The organism is Saccharophagus degradans 2-40 (assembly GCF_000013665.1).
Taxonomy (GTDB): domain Bacteria; phylum Pseudomonadota; class Gammaproteobacteria; order Pseudomonadales; family Cellvibrionaceae; genus Saccharophagus; species Saccharophagus degradans.
In genome coordinates this window covers 4,834,995-4,858,959 of sequence record NC_007912.1, presented here as the reverse complement: position 1 = coordinate 4,858,959, position 23,965 = coordinate 4,834,995, and the positions used below count along the sequence as shown (strand labels likewise).

Genomic DNA, 23,965 nt, shown 5'->3' with positions numbered 1-23,965 from the left:
GATCACTCAGTCAAGGGGCAGTCACACATCAAAAAAGCGTAGGGCGGGTAGTGTGTTCTGTCTAATCAAAGCGAGAGAGTTGGCATTTTTTCATCAGGCTAAGAGTAAGCTCGAAGCTTAAACGGATAACTTAGCTTAGGATCTTTATGCTCGGCACCCTAGTTATACCTGCTAGCTCAAACACGCTACCCTAAACATTTAACTATTTCGAAAAAAGTAATTCATATCAAAGACATCGTTCCTTTTCATCATAAAATAAATAGCGCGTCCCAATTTGTGGGATAGTATGGACAGCGCTTTACCTTTGCCAAACTTCTTGCTTAATTTAGTAACATATTTCTGAGCTTTATCATTTCCACGTATGAATAAAATAGCCGCTTCAGAAAAGCCCCATTTTAGATGAGCGTTACCTATTTTTGAGCCTGATGTCCCCATTTTTTTGCCAGCCGACTCATTCGCACATTTAACTAAACGGGAGTATGAACAAAACTTTTGAACCGTTGGAAAGCGATCGATCGATAGAATTTCATACATGATTGTTAAAGCCAAAATATCGCCAATCCCAGGAACTGTTTTTAATCGGTACAACATTCGGCCATCGTAGTCTTTCGCATGCCTGATAATGTAGTTTTCGAGGTTCCGTATCTGATCGTGAAGGCTGTCCATAACGGCAATATCGGTTTCAACATTAAGCCGTACAGAAGCGTTATCGAAGTGATCTGCTATACCTTCGCGATTACCTTTGTGAACGATGTTTTTGTCGAACGGCTCAAGATTATATTGGTAGTTGGTGATACTAATATGGCTTTGAATCTCACTCTTAATGCGAACCAAATGGCTTCGTCTACGCATGAGGTCGCGAACAGGCCGAAGCTCGGCAGGATAGGCATAGGCGAGAGGGAAATCGCCGCATCTCATAATGCGTGCGATTTTTTCCGAGTCAACTTTATCGTTTTTGGCCTTTCCGCCGTGAATACACCTCATGTAAAGTGCATGGCCTAAGATAAATTCGATGCCTTCTTTGGCGCACAAATCAGCCAGCCAATACCAAGAAAACATGCACTCAACGCCTACGACAATGTCTTCACGATAGGGGGCTATGAGCTTTAAAAACGCCTTACCATTAGTAGGTATATTCTTATGAATCAGTATGTTAGCATCAGAATCAAGTATGCAGACGTACATCATTTTGGTATGCAAATCTATTCCGCAGTAATGTTTGTGGGAAATGGTATAAAATCTCATATGATGATCTCCTTCTTTAATTAACTTTTGTTGTGGTGATTTAAGTTTAGAAGGTTTCCATTGGTCTCCGGAGGAGGAGGTCATCATAAGTATCAAAGCTATCTACCGGACTCCGTTTCCGTCGCTTGGTTTTTGTGCTTGAATAGCACAAAAATCCAATCAACTACAACTCGCCGGTAATAGCGGCGTTATAAGTCATAAGGAAGATCGAGTAAAAATGGAAGATTCATGCAATTGTGGAGATAAGGCTGAAATAGGAGCAACGGTTAAATTTCACTGCAAAACCTGCTCAAGTCTTATTGAAAAGTTCACAATTAAAAAGCCACTTAAAGCCGCAGGACTAGCAGCAGTTTTGGCCTATGGCGGAAGCCAGTTCATTGATTACGCCATCACTGACAACAGATACCCTTTAGCGGTTGAATATGCTGTTCTTGAAGCCTGTTCTAGCTCTTATGAGAAACCTGTTTCTTATAGAGTTTACGGGAAGAAAAAAGATCTATGTCTATGCGCCCTTGAAGATACAATGAATGAAATTTCATATATAAGATATAAGGTAAATGAAAATGGTTTTTTGAAAGCCTTTGAGGAAAATGCTAAAGCCTGCAAGGAGTCTGAGGCATAGCCTCAGACTCTTTAGATTTACTCTCCCAAATAATCGTCATTGTTAGGATTATGAGCATCAGCCCAGTCATCCATATCTGCATCATTATTGGGATTGTTAATATCAGACCAGAGGTCTAATTCTTCATCAGTCATATTTGATGAATCAGGCATACAATTACCTCTCTCACTTGGCCGGTTTTGCTGCATTTTTAGCAGCAGCTGATTGAGCTTTCGCCGCGAACGAGCCTTTTGAGACTTTACCTCCGGTGTTCTTGGCGGTTGCAGACTGTATGCGTGAAGCAGCGGCTTTGTTCATAGGGGTTTTACCTTTAGTCATGGTTATTCTCCTTAAATAAAATGTAATTGTCCCCGCTGGGACAGTTACAACCTTAACAAGGGCCATTGGGACAAATAGGGACAATGGAAACCGAAACACTACAAGAAGAAATAAAATCACTTCTAGATCAACTAGGCTGGTCAAAAAATAGACTAGCGCGTGAAATATACGTTTTTACCCATGATGTCGATGAAGAATTAGAAATAAAGAGGTTTGAAGAGAGCTTAAGAAAGCAACTCCGTAGGTCAACAACGTCAGCTGAAAGGTTAAAAGGATATTTAGAGTTCATTTATCAACATGATGAATACTTAAAAACAGAATCACTGAAACCCAAATATTTTCAAAGCGGCCTACTCAGTAACAAAATGGAGTCTGGAATGAAGAGCATTTCTAAAAGACTAAATCGCATCATTGAAGGTGCAAATGACTTATAACAAATCAATCAACTTCGCGCCTTCGGCGCCGGACGCAGCAAAGCTGCGCCGGTTATTGACGCGTTAAGTGACATGAAATTTGTTATTCTGTTTGTGTTGTTATTCTTTTTCTCGAATAGTTACGGGAAAAGCTGCTTACTTGACGAGGTGGTACGGTCCTCGGAGAGTCCTTACTCTGCCATCAAAGAAAATGTCGATTACATATTGGTTGGGGAGGTCGTTGCAAAAGAGTATTTGGTTTCTCGATTAAAGGATGAAGAAGAGATACTGGAGTCATCGAGTATAAAGTTGAAAGTCAAGGAGTGGATTAAAGGCGAAGGAACCGAAATTACATATCTAAGTGGAAAGCGACACGGTACGAATTGTAGTTGCGCTTACATGTTTGATGTTGGCTCTACTTATCTAGTGTTCGGAACTGAGCGCAATGGTAAAAAATTAGTGTCGTGTGAATATATATCTGTAGAGGGCTCAAGGGAGTATTTGGCGGCAATATCAAAAATTAAACCTAACAAATAGCTACACGTGGTCCCATTTTAATACGCTCATTTGTGTGGTCGCTACGCTAATACACAAATGTTCTTCGCAAAATGGCACGGTGAACTAGGCTAGACATTTTTCATATCTATATCGTAGTAACTTATATTCCAAGCAATAAAATGATTGGATCATTTGCTGACTGAAGTGAGACACGGAATTTTCAGGGAAGTCCCCACCTGAGTAATGGAAGTTTATATGAATACATCCGAAAAATACTGGAATAAAAAAGCAGAAGGGTATGCAAAAAGTCCAGTTTCCGACGAGGAGACCTATAAGAGAAAACTCACCGAAACGCAAAGCTTTTTACAGCCAAAAATGCGGCTTTTAGAGTTTGGCTGTGGAACAGGAACAACCGCAATACATCACGCATCACATGTATTGCATATTGATGCAATTGATATATCTGAGAACATGCTTAATATTGGTCGTGAGAAAGCCAGCAATGCAGGTGTTGCAAACATTACGTTCACTCGTTCCACTCTGACAGAATTTAATGCAGGTGCAGCTAGTTTGGACGCTGTTTTGGGTTTAAATGTTATTCATTTACTACCAGATAGGCAGTCTGTACTCACTGAAGTGGCTAGAATTTTAAAGCCTGGTGGTGTTTTCGTTAGTAGTACCGTTTGCCTAGGTAATTCGTACTTCCGCTTTATTAAACCATTTGTACCTCTAGGCAAGTTCCTAGGGGTAATGCCTGATGTGTATGTGCTGACGGAATCTGAATTGGCTAGCGAAGTCCGTGATGCTGGATTTACAATTGAACGCCAGTGGCATCATGGGCCTAAAGATGTTGTTGTTTTTATGGTTGCGCGGAAATTATAAAGTTATATGTGCTCGTGTGCGTGCGGTTGGTTGCTTGAGCGTGCAACAACTGTCTGCTCACTATAGTAGTAGAGAAACCATAACCGCCATGATATGAAAAAGCTATCAAACAGCTCCGTATCGACAAGTAAGTGCAAGCGTTAATTTAAACCTGCCGGAAAAGATGGACTAAATTAAGTAAGTCAGAACGAGTACAAACGTCGCCAAATGCGCATAACACTTTACGCAACAAGTCGAAAAATCCATTTTCGGCACCTTCGATTAGGCTTGATATTCGCCGCTTTAGTCAATTGGGTTATTGCGTGAACGTCTTATTATCTTTTTTTGGCTTCTGCCTTACGCTAGAAACCAGCTCGGCTGATATTTGTAGCGCATCATGCCCATGGCTGAACGTACCTAGCTTTCAGTAGTTGGAAGTACCGCTGGCTTCGAATACAATCAACGTTGCTTTTGAGTTCGCAAGCTTGATGAGGATGAATTTGGCGTCATATCCTTATTGGGCTGTACTCGCTTGTGTTTGCAAGCGTAAACTTGAATATCAGATTTTGCTAGATCAATGCCGGTGACAGTGTTTTTCGCTATGCACTCTATTCTTTGTGAGATCTACAATATCAACCCGCTTTAGTATTGGTGAGGGAGTCCACCTATCTCCCTCAAAGCGCTCGCTTTCACTCCGGCCCCTGCGTTAAGCACTCTATTTACAACAAAAAATGGAGAGTGCGTCATGAGAAGAAATGTATTTTTAATAACAGGCATATGTTTAAATTAGGTGCCTGTGGCTGCTCACAGTCACCGTTTGACAGCAATAACACATCGAACACCTCAACTTTTTTATGGATAGTCCAGCTAAAATCAAATGAAGCTAATACACAGGAGAAAAGTGCAATGAAAATAATCCTTAAAATTATATCGGTAATTGGTTTGGCTTCATTAGCGGTTATGGTTGACGCTATTACAGACGAAGAAAAGCAAGAGATTGCTTATGCGAGTGAAGCCGCACCAAAACACATTACAGATTCAGCGTCATTCGTCATATTTCGTGACGGAATTTTTAAGACAATAAAAAAGGGCAGTAATAATTTTACTTGTTTAGTAATGCGCAACCCAAATGGACGTTTTGAACCTGCTTGTTTGAATGAACAAGCCGTGGAGACTGTGTTGCCTACATTTGAATATCACACTGCTCGCCTATACGCCGGTGTGAGCACAAAGCGAGTGATGGATGAAATAGCTAAAAAATTCGAAGCGAATGAATTGCCTACCGCAGTAGCAGGGTCTTTGGTATACATGATGTCCGCAAATAATCGGGCTTATCTTGAGGAGTCTGGTGAGTTGATTTCATTTCCTCCCCATCAGATGTATTTCATGCCTCGGCTGTCTGCTGATGTATTTTCGCTAGAGGAAAGTACTTTTTCTCCGGGGAGCCCTTGGCTTTTTCAGGAGTATCCACATATGACTTCTTTGATTGTTTTTACCAAATAATACGGCGGTGTTGTGCGGTGCTCGTTGCAAAGTACATGCAAATATTTAGGTAAAAGGGCAGAGCGGGTTTCAAAAAAATTACCATAAAACTGGCGAAGTAGGCTCTGTTAGTTACGTTTTTATATGGCTTTGCCTTAATAAAAAATAACATTCTAGATTAAATAACGTATAACTAATCTGAATTAATAAAGATAAATTCTTATAATTTCGCCTTGGTGAACTAAAGTGAAACGGGCCAAATAGAGCATGTTTTATCTTTTCCTGTAAGTATATTATTGGGTTTTTTTACTATAAATAGACCCTTTAGCTCATTACTTTTGGTGGCGATTTTTAATTTATCCTGACAATAGAAGCCAAAGTTAGTTGGGATCTCGTAGCTACTATGGTAGAAGGTTCTGTTGAAGAAGTTTTTTATAAGTCTAAGTTCAGTTCTAATCTGCCCGTCTGCAAGCCCCCTTTAATGCGTTGAGAAACTTTATACTCATATTTGTTTGTGCGGCATTGTAAATGTGAAGGGTGATTTTTTGCGCGAGCTACGAGGTAAAAAGACAGGTTCGGTGGGTTTAAAAAAGCTAAATCCATCCGGCTTTAGATGGGTTTGATTTCCCCTAGTCGTTTTAGCTGTAGTAAGGGGAGGCTATACGGGTAATTCACTGCTTCACAGATCGCCTGTGTATCGCTATTATCGTTCTAGCCTCCTTTGTAAAAGGGAGAAAATATTTTTAAAGCTATGGTGCGTATAGCGTGCTGGACCTCTGAATTTCTCGCCCCGGTCATGGGCGAAATGCTGTGTTTACAACTTTTGAATCGGAGGGCTTATGGCCGAATATTTGGGTTCTTGCCTTTGCGGTGGTGTTAAGTTTGAAGTACAAGGCGAGTTCGAGAGCTTTTTTCTGTGCCACTGTAGGTACTGCCAGAAGGATACTGGTTCCGCTCACGCGGCAAATTTATTTGCACAATCAGCTAAGCTAGTTTGGTTGGCTGGGGCTGAAGAGGTGGTTACGTTTACCCTGCCTGGTACCCGCCACAAAAAAGCTTTTTGTGGGTGTTGTGGTTCGGCGCTACCAAGTACTCACGATGCTGGCATGCTCGCCGTGCCAGCGGGTTGTTTAGATACAGATATTAAAATATCGCCAACGGCTAATATATTTACATCTAGCAAAGCTGGTTGGGTTAAAGAATTAGATTTGCTACCAAAGTTTGATACTCTGCCAGAGTGACGAGTATTGACGCTCTGCTTACTTTCTGAATCACCTCAAATAAGTAAGGGGCAAGCTTTTGCGGGACTACGGCTGCTTCTGCATATAGGATTAGTTTATCCCCTTTCGTAAACGTCGGAGGGGACTTTGTTAAACAACTCGAATGGAACATAGCAGCAAAAAGGCATATTAAAAAGCGGCCATAAATAAACGTTCAAGCCTAAAAGGACATAAAGTGTTAAGGAAAATATTTGTAGGTTGTTTGGCCTTTTTTATTCCTCCACTGGCTTTCCTGTATTTATCACGGGGCTGGTTAGCGTTAATTTACCTTTTGGTGCTTATTGTTACGGCAGTAGGTGATTACTACGCCCAGCGTTATTTTGGATTAGGCGGGCTGGGGTTGGTCTTAGCCATCGTAGCTACAGTACATGCATTAAGGATTGCGCAAAGCGAAACCAATGTGGTTAAACACAAGTTTTATAATTATTGGTGGGGTGCGCTAACTATCCCCCTTGCGGTAGCATTACTTAGCTTTGCTGCGCGTTCATTTTTATATGAGCCTTTCAGTATACCCTCTGAATCCATGTCGCCTACGTTAATGCCTGGTGACTATATTCTGGTGAAGAAGTCTGGTTATGGGAATTATGGAACCTGGGGTGTGAGCTTATTCCGCTCAGATAACCCTAACAATAAACCCAAATCAGGAGAAATAGTTGCACTTTATCCGCCTGGCGAAACTCGCATATATATTGAAAGAATAATCGGAATACCTGGCGATGAGGTTCGATTAGATGGTGCTAATTTGACAATAAATGGCGAAATCGTCTCGAAAGAAGTAGAGGCTGGCTTATTTTCTGAATCAATTGGTGAGCAACATTACACCGTGAAATATTTAGGCCCTCCATTTCGATATAGGAATTACGAAGTTTTAGTGCCGCCTGGACACTATTTTGTGATGGGTGATAACTGAAATAATTCGCGGGATAGCCGCCTTTGGGGAATGGTGCCTGAAGCGAACATGGTTGGTAAAGTGGTGCGCCATTGGTAGCGTATATTAATAGTTAACGTAATAGTTGTTTAGTTTGGCTTTAGGGCTTTAATTGGAGGCATTGAGGAAAGGATGAGAATAAAAATAGTTTTGGTGTTGGCGCTATTACTACCGGTGTGTGTATATGCCGGTAAGCCACTTATATCTAAGCATGAATTTACGTTGGAATTTAATCGGTACCTGGAAGAGAAGGTTAAGGATTCAGAATTTAGCGTTGTAGGTGATCTTCATCTACATGCAGGCGGCATGGAGGGCTACGAATTAAATATATACTTAGATAATGCCTACGACGTTTACTTATCAGGAGGTCGGGATATTAAACTTATTTTTAATGATCAACTAGAGTCGATAAAAAACCAGAAAAAAACTTTGTCTAATAGTGATGTAAAAAGCATACTGCCTGTCATAAAACCATATACCTACATTGAATCGTCTATAGCGCAACTTAAAGAAGCAGGATACGATAAAGATGATATTCCACTTTTTTACGAGAAATTAAATGAAGACCTATACTTAATGTATGTGTTTGATTCTGCTGATAGTATGCGTTTTGTATCGCCTAAAGAGGTTGAAAAACACGGTATAAAGGATTCTATTCGAGATATTGCCAGTAAAAATATTGAGAGCTACTACTTTAAAATTGAAGCACAATTACGTGAAATTGATACTAAAGGAAATGGCCGAGCATACCTCTTTTTCGCGGATGAAAATTATGAAGCCTCTATTCTTATGGGGTTTGGCTACTTAAAACGCTTAACTCTCGAAATTGATGGTGAACCTGTAGTGTTTATTCCCGCTAGAAATGTTGTGCTTATTGTTGGTTCAAACGATTCGAAAGCTATTGACATGGCGTCGAGCATTGCTGCCCGAGGGTACAGGGAACTTGGTTATGCTATATCGCCCTTTGGTTATAAGTATCTAGACGGTAAGTGGTCTCGGTTTTAGCTCTAGCAAAGGATGGCAACGAAAATAATTCGCTATCTTTCTGTTGTTTATGTGGTGTTTGAATTTATAAGGAGTCGGTTTTGAGGAATACTATTTGTTGTGTAATTTTGTCGATGCTTTCATTATTTGTTGGTTCCTTGGCGGTGGCACAAGCCGTTGAGGAGGTGATTGTTACTGGAATGCGCGCCTCTGGTGATGAGCTGCCCGGTGTGGTATTCAGAAGGCAGGCAGACTTCTTGCTTCTTGAAGTTACAGTATTAAATGATTCAAGAAACGAGGAGATAAGGGAAAAGGAAATATTAAAAACTCTACAAAACGCACTATCCATAGCCAAAGCGCAAAAGGATATTGAGTTGAGCATCGTTAAAAATGGCTTTGTTCTGCCATTAGTATCTGTAGATTCTTCTATAGAAATTGTATCTGGTGACAGGCCAGATACAAGCCAAGTAAAAGTACGGGCTAAAACGAATATACCCAAGAATTTAGAAAGCCCAGAGAAGCTGCTAGCAAAACTTACCGCTTTTACAGAGTCCGTACCCGTTGAAGGGCGCACGGAATTAATTGCATATGATGAGCCTGATGTTAGCGTGGTTAACCCTCATCAGTATAGAAGCAATATAATAGAGTTGGTCGCTAAAGATGTAAATACTACGACATCTGCGTTAGGTAAAGATTATCGCGTAATTATGCAAGGTTTGGATCAGCCGGTGCAGTGGGTTAGGGTTGGTCCAGTACAGTTGGCTATGTATATCCCATATAGTTACCACATAATTCCAAGCAATATTAGTTCATTCTTTTCGCCAGATTACTAAGTTGTAGCTAATAGCGAGTGTCACCAAGCGTTAAAATGTAGCTCGGTAGGTACTGAATTAGAAAGCGTGCTATTTTAAAGTTATGTTCAGGTGGGCGGTGCCCACCATTGTGCTTATTTAAGTGACTGCTTGGATGTTTAACCTTCCAGTTAGAGGCTAGCGTTAGCTGGCTTTGTATCTATATTAAAAATTATTTAAATTACTTCTAATTGAATCCTATGGATTATTTTTGTTGTTAGGGAGTTTTATGTTTTTGCAAATACTCGGTGTTATATTCTTGTTGGTACTGGTTGTGGTGGCGTTTTACGGTTGGAAAATATACCGGTTTGTAAAACGACAGGCGAACACGGATACCGTAGTGGCTATGTCTGTGTTACCCGCTCAGGATATGGAGTTGGAGCCCGCGGTTGTTGATGACTGGAAAGAGAAAGAACGGCTCGGCTTTATGGAGGCGGAGCTTAAAAAAATAGGGGCGGGCCACACAGGTTATTTTTGTGTCTATATGGGCAGCGCAATTGTTAAGCTCTCTATTTGGAATATTAAAGGCCAGGCTATGGCTGTGATTTATGAGGCAGCTTCAGAGCAAGACAAAAACAATGTCTCGTTTTTTTATGAGGTTGGCTGCAAGCTTGCGTCTGGAAGTGTATGTGTTACTTCAAACCCTCACGCTGAATACGAAAGTCGCCCTGCAGGGCATAATATCTCTTATGTGCAATCTGATTCTATATTAGGCTTGGTGAAAGCGCTTAAAGCGAATATCCCAGAAGGTGGCAAGCTTCAAAAAATTAATGACCCAAAGGAGTTCTTTCTGGAATGCTATGAGGATATTGCCGAATGGGGCTGGCGTGAGGAGCAACTGACCAGTGAGAAAACACAGCAGACACTAGCCGCTGTTGGGGTAGATGTGAACGATGAATTAATGTGTGACCTAATAGAATACGGGAAAAAATATTCTATAGAGGTACACGTAAATAAAGCGCGTAGACGGTTTGCTGAAAGATCGGGCTTAAGTGCAAGTCAGTGGGAAAAAATAAGAGATAAGCTTGTATATATAAACGAAAAAATGGGGGTTGATGAATTGATCTCTGGAGTATATGACCTAGCTGGTGAGCTTACAGATGCACAAGAGCTGGTAATAGAGGGATTTGAGCATAACAATAAAGAGCTTGTAGACCCTATTAGTGCTTTTCAGCTTTTACTACAGAGTTTAAATATTAAAGCCAAAAAATTAGCGAGCATGGAAAAGCCCATTAAAACCGGTGTGTATATGCCTTTGTAATTGGTTTGTAGAAGGAAAATTGAATTAGGTTTGGATGTGGTTGGTTTGGCGTATATAAATTTTTACTTTTACGATTACCTGCTTTCACATCACCCTAATTCCACGCTGATAATGGCAATACCCATCACAGCTTCAAAAAATATCTGCCATATTCTTTGGGTTTGGACAGATAAAAAATATGTATGTCCTAGCAGTAGCAGGGCGTAGTACCAAATAATCCCCGCTTATATTCTCAAAGAATAAAAACCCTCGTTCCCACGCTCCCGCGTGGGAATGCCTACGAATCTACCAACCTGCGTAAACATAAAAAAACCCAGCCGAACCAGTATAATACATAGCGCTGGAATAACGCCAATGCTCGGCTTAATCGGCATCACCCTTCTTAACTGGGCTTAGGTGAATGTGTTCAACTTTCTGCTACATCCTCTCAATCATTGAGTTAATTCTGGCGCCCCCTTCTTACCAAAATTAATAGGCGCAACAACCTTTATGAAATTTTTATAAAACGCCAGTTACTGCAGAATTTCCCTCAAATTTCGCTCAGCTAGATATTAAATGAAATTCTTTGCCGTCCATTTGTGAGTCGGACGATGTCATTATTCAGCGCATTGCTTAGTAGAACAAGATAGCAGTGATTTGCTAATTCCAAACAAGCACAAACCTAGAGCCCAACCTTGTATTGAAAGTTGTAAGGTATGGAGTAGAGCGTTAACGATTTTGCATAAACCCAATGAGGCGCAAATAAGACTACGAATTGTGGCAGGTTGGGTAGGCGTTCCCACGCAGGAGCTTGGGAACGAGTAAATTTAGACGCACAGAATAAATAGTTTCCAACATGTTCTTTAACGCGCCTGCTAAAAAGTTGCTGAACTTCTAACATTTGAACAAAGTTATTTTTGTTTGAGGCAAGCGTGAACAGCGTTGCAGAAATTAATGTGTATATGATCAATAGTCGCGCAGTGAGCTTATGAAGACACAGAAAAACATATTCGTCATCGACTCTAAAGAGGCAAATAATAATGCTACACATCTCTGTTCAACCAAATCTTACCCGCTCTATTTCTGGGTTCTTGTTGGGCCTAGCGGGCGTTGTCTCGGGCTCGGCTTACGCGCAGTGGAACCCAGCACCCAACTGGGAGGACAGCTATTCTGTGAATGGAGTTTGCTACTGTAATTCCAGTAATTATGATCATGGGCTAAGCGCCAAAACAGCACCTACTCCCATTGGCGAGCTTAACGTTGTCGATATATGTACCGACATCAAAGCCGTGCTTGGTGAGGGGGCAACGAATGGACGTATTCCATTTAACGACATTCAGTGTGGTAACGGGCCCGCCAACGATGCTGCCGATGAAGCGGGGTGCCCAGGCCGAGTGGATATTGGCTCGGCAGGGTGTGATGTGATTGGGCCTAAATGGGATTTGGTTAGCGTTTACGGGCCATGGCCAGATGGCGGGCTTAATAGGGATGCTTGGGAAGTGAGTGCCTCAAACGGTTCTGGTAGCGCGCAACTGGCGCTTGATGGCTTGGCGAGTACGCGCTGGGCGACGGGTGTGTTTCAATCGCCAGGTCAGTATTTTGATATTGATTTTCAAGACGCGCTAACTTTCGATTCAATAGTACTTGCTACCACCGAGAACCCAGAAGATTACCCAAGGGCTTACGAGGTTTACATTTCATCAAATGGCAGCGACTGGGGAGTACCAGTGGTGACGGGAGCCGGTAACGGCTCCACTACAACTATCGAGCTAGATACTGTTACCACTCGCTACTTAAGAATTTTACAAACCGGCAGCTCATCTAACCGTTGGTGGTCCATTCATGAATTTAACATATTCAATTCTGGGCCAATTCCGCCAGAGCCAGAGTACCCGGCATTAGATAGAAGTGACTGGACAGTTTCTGCATCGGTAAATGGCGCAGAAGCCGAATTCGCTATCGACTCTTCACCCAATACGCGGTGGGATACAGCACAAAGCCAACGAGCAGGGCAGAGTTTTGAGGTAGATTTAGGAGAACTCAACACGCTAGCGGCCATTGAGCTGGATTCAGCAGGCAGTGCCAATGACTATCCGCGGGGTTACGCCGTTTATGTATCGAACGATGGCTCAAACTGGGGGAGCGCTATCGCTTCTGGCGCTGCAGTAAGCGCGTCCACAACAATAGAATTTACTCCAGTAAGCGCTCGCTTCGTTAAAATAGAGCAGACGGGAGGTGACGGACACTATTGGTGGTCTATACACAACTTAAATATTTTTGGTGAGCCTTCAGATAACCCACAACCGACTATAGAGCTACTCGATAGCACTCCCTGGTCTCTAGCCGCGAACAGGCGAAATAGCGCGGCTGGCAATGCCATAGATAATAACCAGTCTACACGATGGACCACGGGCCAGACCCAGCGCGATGGTCAGACGTTCGAAATTGACCTGAGCACTGTGCAAACCTTTAGCCGTATTGTTTTAGATTCCGCAGCGAGTGACGATGATCACCCTCGCAATTATGAACTTTATGTCTCTAACGATGGTTCTAATTGGGGCAGCCCAGTGGCAACCGGTGCAGGAGATAGTAGCGGAGTAACGGTAATAGATTTCCCCAGCGTGACCGCTCGCTATGTACTTATAGCTCAGGCTGGCTCGGATAGCTCACACTGGTGGTCCATTCACGAGTTGAGTATTTACAACGTACAATAAATTAAACATTTATTACCATGTTAAAAGAGTAAGCATCGTTTAGGTGTTTACTCTTTTATTAGCTGGTATTAGAGAAAGAAGCTTAAGTATCTAAACTTTAATACAGGTAAAGTATGCTGCGAAGTTTGCAGTTAATATGCAATACAATAAGTCTACTGCGGTATTTCTTGTAACCCTTTAATTTAGCTCGTTGTGAGGAGAGTGAGGAAAGTGAATAGGGTTGTACTTCCATATGGCTTGTGCCACACACTGGAACAAGCATCGATACTTATATTTGGAAAGAAAAATATTGCTTTGAATGGCGCGAGTTATTGCACAACCAAATTAGTCAGTTTAATTACTTGGCTCGCCGGGCCCTTCTTGATGATTGCTGTTTCTATATTAACGAGTCTTTGATCTTTTTATTACTGGTTTTAGGGGGGGTAGTGCTCGAATATATAGAAGAAAAATAGCCTCATATAGGCTATGCTAATAAATGTCTTAGGGGCCATATATGCATATTCTGGTTTCTTGGCACACTATTAGCTGTGAAGATAAAAATGGTCCATAGGATGGTATATGCGCTTTGAATATGCACTTTAAAGTTATCCGGCTTTTACTCGCTTTTACTCTGCTTCAATATGCGAATGCAGACACATTAAAAGTAGGTGTGGCGCCAGACTTAGTTACTTTTAGAGACTTCTCCATGGGTAAGGTGGAGTGTGCTTTCAAGTTGGCCGGTTACGACCTGAATGTGGTAGAGCTACCCATTGAACGCAACTACCAATCAGTTCAAGCCGTCGTCATTGATGTAGACCTGCTAAGGGTAAAAGCCGCAATAGATAGTGCTAAAAATGTTGTTTATATCTCCACGCCCGTGCTTGCTGTAGAAAAGTGGATTTACTACCGGTTAGACGGCAAAAAAGTCACACCCGAAAATATGCGCAAGCATATGATGATACCGATTATTGGCGTGCATTATTACGATAAATATAAAAAGCAAGGCTTTGCTATGCTGAACTCTGTAGTTACTTTAGATTCCGCATTTAAAATGCTTAATGCAGGCCGAGGCGATTATGTATTGTGGACTCAAGACGGAAAGGAAATTGTTACATCGTTAGGTTTGGAGGAATTTATAGGCCAAGTGCAACTGGGTAAACCCGAGCCGCTGTACACAGTGCTAAACGAAAGGCATAAAGACAAAATTCCCGAACTAAATTTGGCCTATGAGCGTGTGTTTGTTCGCAATGATTGTCCGTTTAATGAATAAGCGCAGCGAAGTGTAGGCACTCTTAAGTGGTTCAAGAGTGCCAGAAGTTTTTAAAATAAACTGTTTAAGGCCTTCCTAACTTCATTATTTATACGTAGCATAATTCGCGTAAGTACGTTACGCATAAGTGTTTCAGTTAGTTCTTCGGCTGTTTTTAGTGCGGCCATCCCAAGCATCTTCATCATTTTTCGAATTAGTAGAAAAACCCAGTTGGCAAATTCCGAACTTAGTGCGACCACTTTAAGTAGTAGCATGGCCAAGTGGTCTGCTAGGGTTAAGCCACCTATAAATGGGGCCTGAACTTTTATCAAAGAGCCTTGAATTATAAATGCTAATGCGTAATTAAATTTATGCCATACGCTCGCGTCTGCGGCGTTTACTTCGCTAGCGCTGGATAGCCATTGCTTAATAGAGTTAATACTTAAGGATGTTTCTGGCATATCGTTCAAGTTTTCCCATTTTTTACCAGATACTGAATCCGCATAACCCTTCATAAAATGAGCTGTTACACTAATTGGCAGGTTACCGTTTCCAATGCCATGCGCACCATTGGGAACAGGAGCGTGGGTATAGGGGAATACAGGAACCATGGTGACGGCATCGTTGGAATGAAATACTCTGTGGATGTTCTCTTTACCAAGCCTCATGGTTGTAGCTTGGGCGAAGCCGTCTATTCCTAGGCCTATTCTTGGGCAGCCAAAGGTGTACAATTTCACTTTTACTGGAAAGGTGTTCTTAATCCAGTCGGCTGCAATACTAGCCACTGCTCCGCCTAAACTATGCCCTACGCAGTGAATATTTATCAGGTCGGAATGCTCTTTCAGGAACCGGTCAACTTCATTCTTAAGACTTGTAAATACTTGGTTAAATCCAGAGTGTACAAAAGACCCTGAGCTAGAAATTGTTAAGCCTGCTCGGATATCGGTAATAACATCTGCTCCGCCCTTTCTGCCGGTTGTTCCTCTGAATAGAAGAAATGCATCCTTTTCGAAATCTCCAGTCCCTCGTATGAACAAAGCAAAAGCATCTTTTACTTTAATTAAGCGACTACCCACTGTTGCGCTAACAATAGAGCGTGCTGCCATATTTTTAGAGAAGTTTTCATCTTTTAATAAGACTTTTAACTGAAAATCATTGTTCACTGAGTATGCTGATGTGGCAAGTGTTGCGGCAAAATCTGGTGTAACGAATCCCATCGTTTAATCTTCCTTGTTGGTTAAATCCCAATAGCAGTTGGTACCAATAAATCCGTACTTTGTATCTACTTTTCTAATTTCATCGGTAAGCTCGCATTTAAAATTATTGGGAATCCCATCGAATTCAGCATATTCTTCTATGGCCAGTTTTGTGGTTGAAAATATAATGGGCTCTACTAATGAATCATCCTGCACATCTATTTCGGTAATGAATGCGGGTTGAGTCATAAATTTAAACCGAATTTTTTCCCAGCGAGTAGAAAAGCTGAATTTACCTTTTGGGTCCGTTTTTATCTCTTCAATTTCGTCCCAGTTTTCTGACTTCCAGCTCAGCTTTCTTCTGACGATTAAATCGGGTACAGGCTGTCCGTTTCGCAGGATAACCCCTGATATGCCACTTGCGATGCATACCTTTTCCTTTAGCAGTAATCCCAAATCCATCTCCTTAATGTTTAGTAGTAAGCCTATCGCGACGATTAATAGCCCATGGACTAATATTGAGGGCATAATACTTCCCTGTTTGTTGCCGTGCTATATGACGAAGAATATTTACGTTTAACATTTTATTCGGTTGTTGTTAGTTGATTTCATATTTTATCGGCATGAGTTTATGGCATATGCCATATGCAAATAGCAAGGCGAATAATTTAACGTTTAGCCGATATTAGAGAAGTGTTACTGGTTCGTTAGTCTGAAAGGCTCTCCTGCCTTGGGGTAGTATCAAATAGAAATCAATACAGCGTAATATGCCATAGGTTGCGTGAGTGAGATACGTTGGGGGTTTAGCTAAATGTAATTTTAAGAGCTAGTTCGCATTAACTGGCGCCCACTAGCAACATGGTGAAAATTTGAACCAAGTATTGCTCTCGGGGGTAGGGTTTTAAGTAGCAGTTTCTGCTAAAAATCAGGAGCTAATAATACCGGTTTTTCAGCTGCCACTGTATATTAAGTCCCAATTACAATTTGTAGCTATAAAGCCATATCTTGTTTTAACTTTATTCCACGGGTCAGTAAGTTAACATTAATCCAGATCGATTAGGGTATGTTACAAGCACGGGGCTTCATAAACTATCGCGTATTGGAATTTTGGAGAAATCTATATCAGTATAAAGACGGCTTGCGATTAAGTGGCCAGTTTGGTTACAGCTATTCGAAGGCTTTCTGTTTAACTTCCTCTCTTATTCCCAACAAACACCCCTCCGCAGGCAGCTCAATCCCTTCCTTAAACGGCAGCAACTCTCTCGCCTCTTTCATAAAACCCTGCATGTGTTGCGTCTCGCTTTGTAAAAACTGAGCCACGCCGTGTTGAAAGCCCGGGTGGGCTAGCCAGTGTAGCGAGCTGGTTTTTACGGGTACAAAACCGCGTTGAATTTTGTGTTCGCCTTGTGCGCCAGGGTCGAAGCGTTGTAGGCCGTTGGCAATGGCGTACTCTATGCCTTGGTAGTAGCAGGCTTCAAAGTGCAGGCCGTCTAGTTCTTCCATTGCGCCCCAGTAGCGGCCATACAGTGTTGTGTTGTCGCGAAAATAAAGTGCAGCGGCAATCATTTCATGGTCGCGCCACGCTTGGCAAAGTAGTACTTGTGTTGGAAATATTTTTGCCAGCGATAAAAAAAATGCTTTAGTGAGGTAGCCGTAGCGGCCACTGCGTTTTAAGTAGGTGTGATGGTAAAGGGCGTAGAATGTTTCCCACTCTTCTAATGGCACAGCATCGGCACTGCGCATGGTTAGCGTAATATTCTGCTGGCTTACTTTTGCGCGTTCTTTTTTTACATTTTTGCGTTTGCGTGAACTAAAAGATTCTAAAAATTGTTCGAAGCTACTGTAACCTTGGTTAAACCATTGGTATTGGCAGCCTATGCGTTGCTGCCATTGGCTTTCTAATGGTTCTTCAACGTTGTTGGTTGTGTTGAGCGGTAAATTAAATTGTTCCATTGATGGAAACAAAATATGCACGCCACTTATGTTTTTCTCTTGGCTAAACGCTTGTAGGTGGTCGGCCATCGCTTTGGCTAAATTGTTTTTTTCTTCTGCGCTTAGGGTTTCGGCAAAACCAAACCTTGGCCCAGTGGCGGGGGTGAAGGGAATGGCGCTAACGAATTTGGGGTAATAATCTAAGCCGTTTTGTGCGTAGGCGTCGGCCCAGCTCCAGTCGAATACATATTCGCCGTAGGAGTGATTTTTTAAAAATAATACCAGTGCTGCTACTAATTGGCCGCTGCTATTGGTAACCGTTAGGTGGTGCGGCTGCCAGCCGCTGGCTTTATTGGTGCAGTCGGTATTTTCTAGTGTGGCTAAAAACGCATGCTGTACAAACGGGTAGCCGTTGCTCTGTGCAAATAAGCTGTCCCAGCTTTGCGCATCTATGTGGTGAATACTGGGTATAAATTTATATTGCATAGTGGCGTTGCATTTCGAGCATCAATTGTGAATCTCAGAGTCTATGCTTGTGTAGGGCGTAAAGCCATACTGATATGAACGCAGCAGTAGCTGGCGTTGTTAACTGTACAATTTTGTAGGAGCGATTGTCTAATGGGTTTAGGTATAGGGCGCAAACTTGGGTTGCACTGGTGGTTGCTATTGTGTTTTTCGGTGAGTGCATTGGCGGCAGACCCGCCTATTTATTCCCATGCTAAGCATGGGGCTATAAAGGGCTACGACGTAGTGGCTTACTACAGCCTGCAACCGGGCGATGATGCGGTAAAGGGCAGCGATGAGTTTACCTATAATTGGAATGGCGCAACGTGGAAATTCGCCAATGCAAAGAATTTGGCATTGTTTACATTAAACCCAGAAAATTACGCGCCACAATATGGAGGCTATTGTTCATTTGCCGTGGCCCACGGTTACGTGACCAGTATTCGCCCAGATAGCTGGAAGATTGTAAATGGTAAGTTGTACCTTAATTACAGCCGTTTTTCGTTTAAGCGCTGGGAAAAAGATATGAACAAAAAAATAGCCGAAGCCGATGCAAACTGGCCGGCTGTGCTTACCGTGTGTGAAGAGCGCGGCAATTGTAAGTAATTGCCGCGTTTATTTATTTTGCGCGCTTAATTAAACGAGCTTTGGGGAAGTGGCAGCTAAAGGTGCTGCCTTTGCCCACTTTACTGCTAATGCGCAATTGGGCATCGTGGCGCAACAGCACGTGTTTAACAATGGCTAAGCCAAGGCCTGTGCCGCCCATGGTGGTGGCGCGGCCGCCGTCTACGCGGTAAAAACGTTCGGTTAGGCGCGGTAGGTGTTTGGGGTCTATGCCCACGCCAGTATCACTTACGCTAATAACTACATCGTGCTCGTTGGCGGTGTATTGCACTTCAATTTTGCAGCCGTCGGGCGAGTACTTCATAGCGTTAAACACAAGGTTAGAGACGGCGCTGCGAAGCTCTTTCTCGTTGCCGCGCAATACCAAATTATCGTCGCCTTTATGAATAAGCGTGTGCGTGCTTTCGCCATTTAATGCTTGGGCATCGCTCATTATGGTTTGAATAAGTGGCCCTATGTCGACGGCTTCCTGCCGTATTTCACGCTCATCGGTTTCTAGCTTGGTTAGGGTAATTAGGTCGTTGATAAGCGCGGTCATGCGCTGACATTGGCCCTGCATGGCGGTTAGAGCGCGTGCCCACGCGGGCGGTATGCTGGGCGCATCGGACAGTGTTTCGATGTAGCCACGCACCACTGTAAGGGGTGTACGCAACTCGTGGGATACGTTGGCCACAAAGTCTTTGCGCATTTGTTCGAGTTTATAAACGCGCGTTACGTCGCGCAGCACCACAAGGCGTTCACCTTGGCCAAAGGGGTGTATTTGAAATTGCAGGTGTTGGTCTGGGTGGCGGATGCCTTCTAGCTCAAGTGGGTCGCCGTATTTGCCGTTTTCGAAGTATTTTACGAAACGCGGGTGGCGAATAATGTTGGTTAATTTGTGGCCGTGATCTACATCGCGCAGGTCGAACATTTGCTTGGCGGCTTCGTTCCACCATTCAATATTACCAAGCGAATCTAGTAGCACCACGCCGTCGGTTAGTGCCGAGGTCATATCTTGTACTCGGCTAACCACCGCTTGTAAACGCAGCTTTTCTTTTTGGTAGCGTTTGCGCAGCAGCACTACGTCTTCGGCTATTTCACCAAAAATGCCATATAGCTCGTTGCGCGGGTTGGTTTTGCGGCGTGCTGCAATTATCCAAGCTTCTAAGCGGGTGATGTTGTAAAACAACCAGCACACGTACAGCAGCAGTGCTAAGCACATTACTGCCAAAAAATAGCCTACTGCTACGCCAACTATGGCTGCGGCTGCCATAGACAGTACAAACCAGCGCAGCTCTACGGCAAAACCTCTGCGTATCATAAAAGCACTTAATGTGAGTCGAACATCAGTTGATGTTAGGCCTTTAGAGCGACCTTATTAGAAAAGCGGTAACCCGCACCACGCACAGTTTGAATAAAACGGTCGTGGCCTTCAAGGGATAATGCTTTGCGCAAGCGTCTAATGTGAACATCTACCGTGCGTTCTTCTACATACACATTGCCGCCCCACACGTGGTCGAGCAATTGGTTGCGGGTGTAAACGCGTTCTTGGTGGGTAAGAAAGAATTCTAGTAGGCGGTATTCTGTAGGGCCCATTTGCACAGGCATATCGCTAATGGTTACGCGGTGGCTTATAGGGTCTAGGCACAGGCCTTCTACTTGAATAGGCTCGCTAATGCCCATTGAGTCGGTGCGACGCAATACGGCCTTTAGGCGCGCTACTAGCTCACGTGGTGAGAAGGGCTTGGTGATGTAATCGTCGGCACCCACCTCTAAGCCTTGTACTTTATTATCCTCTTCGCCTTTGGCGGTAAGCATAATAATAGGAATTTCACTGGTAACTTCGTCGCGCTTAAGGCGGCGGGCCAATTCAATACCGCTTGTGCCTGGCAGCATCCAGTCTAATAAAATGAGGTCGGGTTTTTTATCGACAATTAAGCTGTGTGCTTGTTGTGCGTCCCCGGCTTCCAATACCGCATATTCTGCCATTTCCAGTGCAACACGTAACATGTCGCGAATTGGCGGCTCGTCATCAACTACTAAAATCGTCTTTTCAATCATTACAGCTAACCTGACTCTCGTCTGTACAAAGTACGGAATGTAGGTTGATTATTTAAAGGTTTTGTTTCCGTTTTATGACAAATAGCACACCACAGCACTTATTTCATTATTTTGGTGTTTAGTTTGTTATGAGCTTGTCCACCAAAATGCCGAGAAAAACCACTAAACCTACCCAATTGTTATGCAAAAATGCACGAAAACACGCGTTCGGTTCGCGGTTGCGAATTAAATATTGTTGATAGGCAAAAAGACCACCTGCAACCAATAAAGACACCTTAAAGCTAAAGCCTAGCCCAAAGCGCTCCCCTGCCATGGCCATAGCCACCAGTGCCATTAGCTGCAAACAGGCGGTTATGATGCGATCTTGATCGCCAAATAGGATAGCGGTGGACTTCACCCCAATTTTTAAATCGTCTTCTCTGTCTGCCATTGCGTAGAAGGTGTCGTAGGCCACTGTCCACAGTACAACAGCGGTATATAGCACCCAAATGGCTTCGGGTAGCTGGTTGGTTTGTGCGGCGAAGGCCATAGGAATAGACCACGCAAAAGCGGCACCCAACACTATTTGTGGCAACTGGGTGTAGCGTTTCATAAAGGGGTAGCAAAAGGCTAGTAGCGCCCCGCCGAACGAAAGCTTTATGGTAAGTGGGTTGGTAAATAGCACCAAAATAAACGCAATAACCAGCAATGCCACAAAAAATAGCACCGCTTGTTTGGGGGTTATTAACCCAGTAACTAGGGGGCGGTTTGCTGTGCGACGCACATGGCCGTCTATCTTGCGGTCGGCAAAATCGTTAATTACACAGCCTGCAGACCGCATAAGCACTACACCCAGCACAAAAATAACCAACACATCCCAATCGGGCAAACCATCTGCGGCTATCCACAGGCTCCACAGTGTAGGCCAGAGCACTAAATAAATACCTATGGGCCTATCTAAGCGCATAAGTTTTGCATAAGCCACAAGGGTAGCTTTAAGTGGTTTGGATGGCCGAGTGGATTTGCGGGTTGCGGTCATAATTTACTTTTCGTCATCTACAATTAGAGCGTGTAGTGTAACCTGACAAGCATAGGTTGCGCAGCGAGTGAACTTAACGGTTTGGCCAATAATAGCTGTGTTGTATGTGTATTTTTATTTAAAAGGAATCTACTAGTGCGTAAATCTGATCTTGTTGAAGCCGTGGCCAATGCCGCAGACCTTTCACCTAGGCAAGCCGACGATGCGGTTTCGGCCATTTTTGACCATATTACCAACGCGTTAGCGCGCAAAGATTCGGTTAACTTGGTAGGCTTCGGTTCGTTTATTACCCGCGAGCGCGCCGCGCGCCAAGGTCGCAATCCGCAAACGGGGGCTGCTATCAATATTGCAGCCAGTGTGCTGCCAGCCTTTAAACCGGGTAAAAAGTTAAAAGATGCGCTAGTGGATTAATACTGGCACATGCACCTACCGCATTTGCAGCTGTGGTAATGGCTGTGGTAAAACCTAGCTGCAATATCCACCTTCGGAATAAGTTCGAGCAAAGAGTCCGCGCGAATAAATCGCACGTCTTTATTGTTAGCTCGTTACCATAATAAGGCGCCCCTATGTTAAAGCTAAAACTTCACTGGCAAATTCTTATCGCTATTGCAGCCGCATTTTTGGTGGGGGGCGTAGTCAATTTTGCTGGCGATGCCACCTGGGCAAAGGCCATTGTGAATGCCGGTGAATTTATAGGCACATTTTTTCTTAACGCGTTAAAAATGATTATTGTGCCGCTGGTACTGTCGTCCATTATTTGCGGCGTAGCGGGCATGGGTAAAGGGGCAGATCTAGGGCGCTTGGGCGCAAAGGCATTAAGCTTTTATGCGCTTAGCAGCACCATAGCCATTTTGGTTGGCTTGCTGGTGGTAAACGTGATGACGCCGGGTGAAATTAACGGTGAGCCGGCGCGCGATCAATTAAACCTTAGCTCTACCGAGCAAGTAGACCAGCAGTTAGCCAAAGTAGAAGGGCGCGGTTTGGGTGATGTAGCTGCCGTATTTTTGCGCATGGTACCGCCCAATTTGGTCGAGGCGGCTGCCGAAGGGCAAATGCTGGGGCTAATTACTTTTGGTTTGTTGTTCGGCTTTTTTATGGTGCGCGTGGCACCGGCGGCCAGCGAGACGTTAATGAATTTTTGGACCGGCGTTTCTGAGGTGATGATGAAAATCACCATGCTGGTAATGAAATTTGCCCCGCTGGGGGTGTTTGGCTTGGTTACGGTTACTATTGCTGGTACCGGGTTGGAAATTTTGGCCAACTTGGCAGTGTTCTTTTTTACCGTCACCTTTGCACTTGCCATACACGTACTGGTTGTTATGCCGCTGTTACTGCGTTATTTGGGAGGAGTGAAAAACCCTTACCGCCAAATTGCGTTTATGGCGCCGGCCCTGCTTACTGCTTTTTCGACTGCATCGTCTTCGGGCACGCTGCCATTAACAATGGATTGTGTAGAGAAAAACGCTGGGGTATCTAAGCGCACCAGCTCGTTTGTTTTACCCTTGGGCGCAACCATTAACATGGACGGCACCGCATTGTATGAGTGTGTGGCAGCCATGTTTATTGCACAGGCGTACGGTTTAGATTTAACCATTGGTGTGCAATTTACCATTGTGCTTATTGCGCTGCTCACCTCTATTGGCGTTGCCGGCATACCCTCTGCAAGCCTTATGGCTATTACGGTTATTCTTACCGCTGTAGGCTTACCCTTAGAGGGCATTGGCTTACTACTGGTTACCGATAGAATTCTGGATATGATGCGCACCGCCGTAAACGTATTTAGCGACAGCTGCTGCGCAACAATTATAGCCAGAACCGAAGGCGAAAAAACTAACTTCGAATAAACCAGTTCCAGTGCGGAGTTGTAAAGAAAAAACCAAAAGGCTTGACGGAAAATCGCCAAGCCTGTTTCATTCCCTGTTCCCTGTTCCCTGTTCCCTGTTCCCTGTTCCCTGTTCCCTGTTCCCTGTTCCCTGTTCCCTGTTCC

23 protein-coding genes and 1 pseudogene are annotated in these 23,965 nt (G+C 43.5%); 15 read left to right on the top strand and 9 right to left on the bottom strand.

Annotated features, from left to right (window positions below; translation table 11 throughout):
• Positions 1-198: 198 nt before the first annotated feature.
• Positions 199-1,245, bottom strand: coding sequence for an IS110 family transposase (locus tag SDE_RS20145; protein WP_041326102.1), 1,047 nt, complete (start codon positions 1,243-1,245; stop codon positions 199-201).
• 217 nt (positions 1,246-1,462) lie between these two features.
• Here SDE_RS20145 and SDE_RS20140 point away from each other — a divergent pair, with 217 nt between their 5' ends.
• A complete protein-coding gene (locus tag SDE_RS20140) occupies positions 1,463-1,867 on the top strand; it encodes a hypothetical protein (RefSeq protein ID WP_041324951.1) in 405 nt (134 codons plus the stop codon).
• 17 nt (positions 1,868-1,884) lie between these two features.
• Here the strand turns inward: SDE_RS20140 and SDE_RS23190 are convergent, their stop codons facing one another.
• Complete coding sequence (locus tag SDE_RS23190; RefSeq protein ID WP_264359184.1) at positions 1,885-2,019, bottom strand: hypothetical protein; 135 nt, start codon at positions 2,017-2,019, stop codon at positions 1,885-1,887.
• 13 nt (positions 2,020-2,032) lie between these two features.
• Positions 2,033-2,185 carry a hypothetical protein gene (locus SDE_RS22130; RefSeq protein ID WP_083763085.1) on the bottom strand — a complete coding sequence of 51 codons (153 nt, stop codon included), beginning with the start codon at positions 2,183-2,185 and terminating at the stop codon, positions 2,033-2,035.
• Between the two features lie 83 nt (positions 2,186-2,268).
• Between SDE_RS22130 and SDE_RS20135 the strand changes: the two genes are divergently transcribed.
• The 11 genes and pseudogenes from SDE_RS20135 (at position 2,269) to SDE_RS20080 (ending at position 14,685) form a co-directional block, all read left to right on the top strand.
• On the top strand, positions 2,269-2,619 hold the full coding sequence (locus SDE_RS20135) for a hypothetical protein (RefSeq protein ID WP_011470324.1): 351 nt from the start codon (positions 2,269-2,271) through the stop codon (positions 2,617-2,619).
• Positions 2,620-2,691: 72 nt separating this feature from the next.
• Positions 2,692-3,135, top strand: a complete 444-nt coding sequence (locus tag SDE_RS22910) for a hypothetical protein (protein WP_011470323.1) — start codon at positions 2,692-2,694, stop codon at positions 3,133-3,135.
• Between the two features lie 216 nt (positions 3,136-3,351).
• Complete coding sequence (locus SDE_RS20125) at positions 3,352-3,978, top strand: class I SAM-dependent methyltransferase (protein WP_041324948.1); 627 nt, start codon at positions 3,352-3,354, stop codon at positions 3,976-3,978.
• 885 nt (positions 3,979-4,863) lie between these two features.
• Positions 4,864-5,460 (top strand): hypothetical protein, encoded by a 597-nt coding sequence (locus tag SDE_RS20120; RefSeq protein WP_011470321.1) that lies wholly within the window; start codon positions 4,864-4,866, stop codon positions 5,458-5,460.
• An 818-nt stretch (positions 5,461-6,278) separates the two neighbouring features.
• The gene (locus SDE_RS20115) at positions 6,279-6,680 is read left to right on the top strand and encodes a GFA family protein (RefSeq protein WP_011470320.1); all 402 of its coding nucleotides are present in this window, start codon (positions 6,279-6,281) and stop codon (positions 6,678-6,680) included.
• Positions 6,681-6,894: 214 nt separating this feature from the next.
• A pseudogene (gene lepB / locus SDE_RS21675) lies at positions 6,895-7,707 on the top strand (signal peptidase I).
• Between the two features lie 72 nt (positions 7,708-7,779).
• Entirely contained in the window at positions 7,780-8,652 is an 873-nt protein-coding gene (locus tag SDE_RS20105; RefSeq protein ID WP_011470318.1) for a DUF1444 family protein, read from the top strand.
• Positions 8,653-8,732: 80 nt separating this feature from the next.
• The gene (locus tag SDE_RS20100; RefSeq protein WP_143710933.1) at positions 8,733-9,464 is read left to right on the top strand and encodes a hypothetical protein; all 732 of its coding nucleotides are present in this window, start codon (positions 8,733-8,735) and stop codon (positions 9,462-9,464) included.
• A 247-nt stretch (positions 9,465-9,711) separates the two neighbouring features.
• Positions 9,712-10,743, top strand: a complete 1,032-nt coding sequence (locus tag SDE_RS20095; RefSeq protein WP_011470316.1) for a hypothetical protein — start codon at positions 9,712-9,714, stop codon at positions 10,741-10,743.
• 1,019 nt (positions 10,744-11,762) lie between these two features.
• Positions 11,763-13,436: a discoidin domain-containing protein gene (locus tag SDE_RS20090; protein WP_011470315.1), complete on the top strand. Its 1,674-nt coding sequence runs from the start codon at positions 11,763-11,765 to the stop codon at positions 13,434-13,436.
• A gap of 565 nt (positions 13,437-14,001) precedes the next feature.
• A complete protein-coding gene (locus tag SDE_RS20080; protein ID WP_143710932.1) occupies positions 14,002-14,685 on the top strand; it encodes a hypothetical protein in 684 nt (227 codons plus the stop codon).
• A gap of 50 nt (positions 14,686-14,735) precedes the next feature.
• On the opposite strand, the gene SDE_RS21670 is transcribed toward SDE_RS20080, so the two are convergent.
• The 3 genes from SDE_RS21670 to SDE_RS20065 all read right to left on the bottom strand — a co-directional run bounded on the left by SDE_RS21670 (position 14,736) and on the right by SDE_RS20065 (position 18,278).
• Positions 14,736-15,881, bottom strand: a complete 1,146-nt coding sequence (locus SDE_RS21670) for a lipase family protein (RefSeq protein ID WP_011470313.1) — start codon at positions 15,879-15,881, stop codon at positions 14,736-14,738.
• Positions 15,882-15,884: 3 nt separating this feature from the next.
• The gene (locus tag SDE_RS20070; protein ID WP_143710931.1) at positions 15,885-16,316 is read right to left on the bottom strand and encodes a DUF4198 domain-containing protein; all 432 of its coding nucleotides are present in this window, start codon (positions 16,314-16,316) and stop codon (positions 15,885-15,887) included.
• A 711-nt stretch (positions 16,317-17,027) separates the two neighbouring features.
• Positions 17,028-18,278: a GNAT family N-acetyltransferase gene (locus SDE_RS20065; protein ID WP_011470311.1), complete on the bottom strand. Its 1,251-nt coding sequence runs from the start codon at positions 18,276-18,278 to the stop codon at positions 17,028-17,030.
• A gap of 132 nt (positions 18,279-18,410) precedes the next feature.
• Between SDE_RS20065 and SDE_RS20060 the strand changes: the two genes are divergently transcribed.
• Complete coding sequence (locus tag SDE_RS20060; protein ID WP_011470310.1) at positions 18,411-18,902, top strand: YHS domain-containing (seleno)protein; 492 nt, start codon at positions 18,411-18,413, stop codon at positions 18,900-18,902.
• A gap of 13 nt (positions 18,903-18,915) precedes the next feature.
• Here SDE_RS20060 and phoR read toward each other — a convergent pair whose 3' ends face one another.
• From phoR to ubiA, 3 genes are all read right to left on the bottom strand, one after another.
• Positions 18,916-20,220, bottom strand: a complete 1,305-nt coding sequence (phoR, locus tag SDE_RS20055; RefSeq protein ID WP_011470309.1) for a phosphate regulon sensor histidine kinase PhoR — start codon at positions 20,218-20,220, stop codon at positions 18,916-18,918.
• Between the two features lie 35 nt (positions 20,221-20,255).
• A complete protein-coding gene (phoB, locus tag SDE_RS20050; RefSeq protein WP_011470308.1) occupies positions 20,256-20,960 on the bottom strand; it encodes a phosphate regulon transcriptional regulator PhoB in 705 nt (234 codons plus the stop codon).
• A 118-nt stretch (positions 20,961-21,078) separates the two neighbouring features.
• On the bottom strand, positions 21,079-21,978 hold the full coding sequence (ubiA, locus tag SDE_RS20045) for a 4-hydroxybenzoate octaprenyltransferase (RefSeq protein WP_011470307.1): 900 nt from the start codon (positions 21,976-21,978) through the stop codon (positions 21,079-21,081).
• Between the two features lie 135 nt (positions 21,979-22,113).
• Between ubiA and SDE_RS20040 the strand changes: the two genes are divergently transcribed.
• Together SDE_RS20040 and SDE_RS20035 are read left to right on the top strand one after the other, a co-directional pair.
• A complete protein-coding gene (locus SDE_RS20040) occupies positions 22,114-22,389 on the top strand; it encodes an HU family DNA-binding protein (protein WP_011470306.1) in 276 nt (91 codons plus the stop codon).
• A gap of 155 nt (positions 22,390-22,544) precedes the next feature.
• Positions 22,545-23,822 carry a dicarboxylate/amino acid:cation symporter gene (locus SDE_RS20035; RefSeq protein ID WP_011470305.1) on the top strand — a complete coding sequence of 426 codons (1,278 nt, stop codon included), beginning with the start codon at positions 22,545-22,547 and terminating at the stop codon, positions 23,820-23,822.
• The last annotated feature ends 143 nt before the right edge of the window (positions 23,823-23,965 follow it).